The sequence below is a fragment of the Candidatus Neomarinimicrobiota bacterium genome (genome assembly GCA_041862535.1).
Classification (GTDB): domain Bacteria; phylum Fidelibacterota; class Marinisomatia; order SCGC-AAA003-L08; family TS1B11.
Window position 1 is genome coordinate 1 of the sequence record JBGVTM010000266.1, and the last position, 5453, is coordinate 5453.

The 5453-nt window shown below is 56.8% G+C and carries 3 protein-coding genes; all 3 read right to left on the minus strand.

The features are described 5' to 3' along the window. Nucleotides 1-1539: WD40/YVTN/BNR-like repeat-containing protein (locus ACETWG_09815; protein MFB0516879.1), on the minus strand; the 1539-nt coding region annotated here is incomplete at its 3' end. Nucleotides 1540-1601: 62 nt separating this feature from the next. Then, the gene (locus ACETWG_09820; GenBank protein ID MFB0516880.1) at nucleotides 1602-4856 is read right to left on the minus strand and encodes a DUF5107 domain-containing protein; all 3255 of its coding nucleotides are present in this window, start codon (nucleotides 4854-4856) and stop codon (nucleotides 1602-1604) included. 58 nt (nucleotides 4857-4914) lie between these two features. Further along, on the minus strand, nucleotides 4915-5453 hold a 539-nt coding region (locus tag ACETWG_09825; protein MFB0516881.1), incomplete at its 5' end, for an amidohydrolase family protein.

Sequence of the window (5453 nt, forward strand, 5' to 3'; positions counted from 1 at the left end):
CTTATAGACGCCGTTGCCGTAACTGGCCACGTACACGGTCCGGTTTTGGATCGGTGAAGAAGGATCGATCACGATGGACCGCACAATCCCGTCGTCCAAGCCGTGTTTTTCGTAGACAGGTGTCCAGTTCCAGCCACCATCGACGGACTTGATCACCATGCCGCCCACCGCTGCCCGGTCATCGGCATTTTTCCCGCTGATGGAGGCATAGATCGTTGTCGACAAGTCGGGATCGACCGCCATGGAAACGCAGGAACCGCTGGAGTAGACCAGTTTGTCCCGCCAGTAAGCGGCCTGGTTCACTTCACCTCTATGAAACGAGATGACGTTGATGATCGTCTCGCCACCGTCCTCCGACAGCATGAGTCCGGTATCTGAGAATCCCAGCCAGACGAGCTTCGGGCGATTGGGATCGAATACCACCCGGTAGTCGGTCAGGAGTGTAAGGCCGGTTCCTGTGTAGCGATCCCGACGGATTTCTTTCAAGCCGAAGTGCTGCCAGGTTTCCCCCCCGTCGTGGGTCTTCTTGTTGTAATCCAGGTGGAGGGTGAGGGGATCATTCGGATCTACAAACATGATCTGGCCAGACACGGCCTCATGCTGGCGGTAGTTCATGGGCCAATTATAGCGGGCGTTGAAGCGGCGGTGGGTGAGCAGTCTGAACGAGTCGCCGCCGTCCCGGCTGCCGTAGATACCCTCATCCCTGACCGTGGCCACATAGACCATATCAGGCCGTTGATTGGTGGCGACCACCTGGAAGGGCGTTTTCCCATCGAGCCCCTTGGTCAACTGCTGCCAGGTTTCCCCGTCGTCGAGACTGCGATAGAGACCATTATCAGGCAGGGCGGCATATAACGTGCCGCCGTCGCAGACTTCCGCATCACTGCATGTCCCTTCAGGAAGCCCCGAGACCCTCTGCCACTCACTCTTTTCAGCTTCGTACCGGAACAAGCCCAGATTCGTCGGGTAATAGATCTTCCGCTGCCCGAGTGTGGAATTGTGATCGATTTCCAGAGCGTGGCAGTGCCGGTAGGGATACGCCAGCTCCTCAAGAGGCAGGCCGGTGCTCATATCTTCCCACGTGTAGCCGCCATCGAGCGATTTTCTGACCCCCATATCGGCAGCTGTCCAATAGATGACCTGATTGTCTGCTGGATCAACCGCCCCCGATTGGCTGCGGCTGATGCCGAATTCCTCGCTCTGATATAGATGGATCCAGGTCTCACCATCGTCTGTACTTTTCCAGATACCCGAGGCTTTTGGTGTCACCCCAATCTGATTCATGTAGATGGTATTGGGTTCAGTGGGATCACCAGCGACGTAGTAGGCGGTACCGGGGATGGGATTCGCGATGGGTACCCAGGTTTCACCCTGGTCCGTGCTCTTGTGGAGGGACAAACTCATGTCGGAGGAGAAATAAAGGTGCCCGGAGGCCGGGTGGATGGAAGCGAACATGAGCCAGCCGTTGCCACCCGGATCTACCGGACGCCAGATGGTCTCCTGGGAAAGACTGATGCTAAGACTAAGGGCAATTACCATGGGAAGTCGCCAGGTCTGAAACGATGTTTTACTTGCGGGATATTTCACTTTCGAAAACTCTCTTATTGATGGGCGCCGGCAAAGGCGATCTGGGCAAAAATCAAGGCCTCCCGTTCAATCAAGGGGCTCAATTCAGCTGCTATCTGCAAGGCTTCCCGGGCCGCCTGCTGCCGTGCGGAAGCGCTATGCACTTTCGCGAGGTAATAATATCCCAGAGCCTTTCGGTACTCTTCGGTCTGACGCTCATAGCCCACCGATTGCCCTTCAATGAGCTGCTGACCTTCCTTCTGGAGTGCTTCCAGGATGCGATCGGCTTCCTTAGATTTTCCCAACTCGCGCAGGGCCAGTGCCTGGTAGTAGCTGGCGAGAGTAGGCTTAGCGGTAGACTCACCAGCCGCGATTGTCAGCAAGCTGTCGGCTTTGTGCTCGTCGTTCAGCTGCCGGTATAGCTGGGCCATGGGGTAGTACAGGAATCCGCGCAGGTTGGGTTCGCGGGGAGCGAATTCCAGGTTGGGCGGGTACTCACAGGCCCGCAGGTAACACTCCAAGGCCTCGTGAGGTGTCCGGGCTCTCTGGGCCATCCCGATATTGGCCTCCATGTAGGCGTTGTGGATCGAGTAGCCACCCTCCCAATTATGGAAGTGATGACTGAGATAGTGTTCCAACGCCTCCTCGTACTCCCCTTCCCGGACCATCAGGTCCAACATGGAAGTCAGCAGGTCATCCCGTGATTCGACCACTTTCTGGTGCTGCCGCAGGAAGGACAGCCGTTCGGCGGTGCTCTCCTTCCGGGCCTGCCTCACCTTGTCCAGCTCCAGCAGAATCCTGGAGTCCTTGGGCAGCAGTTTGAAGGCCTGCTCATAACATTGCATGGCGGCCTGCAGGTCCCCGCTGACATTAAGGTGCGCCAGACCGAGGTTTCTCCAGGCCCGGGCGTTGCCGGGCTCAAGCCGTACCGCCTGCTGCCAGTGGACCATGGCACTATCCACTTCGCCGAGGCCGCCATAGACCAGACCCAGGAAGTAATGAGCCCGAGCGTCGCCGGGATTGGCTACAAATGCAGCACGAAATACATTGATCGCCTCAAGCCGGAACGGGAAGCAATAATCCACCGGGCGCCTGGCGGCCTCCTTGTAGAGACGGGCGGCCGCCTTTCTGTCACCCAATCCATCCTGGCAGTATGCGGAGTAATAGCCGGTGAGAGCGCTGCGCGATTGCTTATCTCCTTCAATTCGCTCAAGCACTTCGGCTGCGTCTTCATGAAGGCCGGCGTTCAGGTAGTGCAGCGCCAGTTCAATATAATAGTGGGGATCATCCAGCAGGATCTGTGCCAACTTTTTCTTCTGTGCCCTCCCGGACTTGCCCTGGGCTTTCATGGCCAGATACAGCTCGTTCATGGCATAGAAGTTAACCGGGTCCAGTGTCAGCGCCCGCTCGGCAGCCGCCTGGGCCTGCTCGGACTCAACATTGAACCGTAGAACCGTGGCTTTCAGCGCCCACAGCTGCGGATTGAGGGTGTTGGATTGGATTGCTTTGCAGACATGCTGGCTCGCCTGCTCGAAGTCTCCCCGGCGCAGATCCAGCCGGGTGATGCACTGATAGGCCTGGGAGAGATACTGCTGATAGTGAACCGAGCGATAATAAAGATCATAGGCCGCATCGTAGTTGCCCAGGGCTTCCTGGGCCACCGCCTTCATGTAGAAAACGGTGCCGTTATCGGGACTGCGCTGCCCGGCTGCATCCAGGTGACGTAGAGCAGACCGGTAATCAGCCCGTTTGAGGTCCCATTCCGCCAGTGAGATGTGCGACGGAGCATGGCCGGGATCCTGCCGCAGGGCTTCCTTGAAATAATCATCGAAGCCCGCCCGCAAGTCCTGGTACTTGTACTTACTCTTGAAATCCCCGATCTGCCAGAGCTCATCAACGGATGCGATGGTCTGCGGCGGGCCGTAGACGGGAGCTGGTTCAGGTATAGGCAGCTCCTCGAGAATTTCCGGGGAATAGGAGACCAGCTCATTGCTTTCGGCATCCAGCAGGCACAGCCTGAAATCCTCGCGGGAATCCGAAGCACCCTCGACATCCAGCTGGCGGATGAAGGGCCGGGAGGGATCGATATTCAGCTTCTCCTCCAGGATGACATCACCGCCGCGCGTCAGGCGGATGATCCCGGGTTTGACGATAGCCGTGGAATAGACGCCGATGCTGATCCGGTCTTCATCGAATTCCAGATTGAGTGCGCCGTTGATGTTGGCCTTTTTGTAGGCGCCAATATCCCGCACGGGGTAAAAGAAGAAGCTGAAAGCCTTGACCTCCCCTGACTCCAACCAGTGGTTATCGGGTTGGTTATCGGCGAAGGCGCCGGCCTGCGGCTCCAGGTACGGCCCCTGACCTTCCGTGAGAATGGACTCCCATATGCGGCCGAACGGTGAAGTGCCCCAGGTCCAGAGCTTCTTGCCGATGATAATATGCTTGTCTCCTGTGAGGATGGTACCCGCCTGCTTGCCGTGGTCATAGCCGCCGAAGAAATCACCGCGTTCCACGGCGAAGAAGCTGGACGCATTGGGGATGTTCTTCCACCAGGAGATATCCACTCCTTCATGGATCGGCCAGCGGAAGAACTCGAACTTGCCGTGCTCGGTCATCAGCCGGGTGGGATAGATAGCCTGATAGTTCTCGTTGGCGTTCACCGCGGTGGTGGCCCACATATAATATGAGTGATGGAGCGGCGCGGGATTCATCAGCCGCACCTTAGCCTCGATGATACTTCGGCCTGGATAAACCGTGAGACCGATAACCCATCGCATCCGGTTGACCCACTCTGTCTCGCCGACCCATACGGTATGGCTGCCATCCTCGTTCTCCACCAGGTTGTAGCTGACGGGGCTAAAGCCGGTCGGGCGGTGCCCGTAGGGGAAATTCCACTCAATACCACCGGAGATCCAGGCACCGGTCATCCCGATGAGAGCGGGCTTGATGGTGGGCTGCCAATAAAAGAAGTTATAATCGTTGGTTTTATCCTTGGCACCATGCAAGCGCCCCCCGATCTCAGGCAGGACCAGTACCTGGATGAACTCATTTTCCAGCCAGCAGGCCGTGTAGGTCTTTTCCCCTTTCTCGTTGGTCAGGATCTCTTTATAGGGATAGGGATAGACCGGTCTGCGCGGGGAGCTCCACGCGAACGTGGGATTCGCCTCAACCGGACCGATTTCCCAGGTGGGTATGATCATGGACTCTTCCCGCATACGGACGGAATCTTTGGTCGCGCATCCGGTCAGGATAAACAACAAACCGAGGGCAATCAGTCGTGTGGACTTCAATTTGCTATCCTCCTCTTTGTGAGAAATGCTTCTCAATGAAACCTACATGTACGATATTTTACAGACCGGGATACCACGCTTTGGCATTCTCGCGATACAGCTTTTTCAGAACATCAGGGGGCAGATCCAGACCCATCACTGGTTGATCGATGCCCGGAATCGTCATGATACTGTCAGTGGTGAAGTACTTCCAGTCCAGGAGCCAAGTCTCATGGATCTTGCGGGCAGCCGCGACGGGATCATCCTCCTCGTCGATGCCGAAGTCCGTGGCATACAGCAGGCGGTCCTGGTAGTCGATGAAGAACTGGCGCACCTCATCCCGGTCCAGCAGCTGGAGATCATCAATGCGCTCGGCGAGGTCAACAGCCATGTTGGGAAACTTGTCCAACCTTTTAGCCAACTCCTGAACACTCCATTCGATACTGGCGAGATGACACCCCACATACCTCACGTCGGGATGCTTCTTCAACATCCGCTCCATGGCCGCGATCTGTTCTTCATAGCTCAGATATTCCGGATGCTGGTACATATGATATTCAGGGTGGGCTTCGTAATAATTCCGATTGCTGGTGCCCAACATCTCCTCCAGGGGTAGCC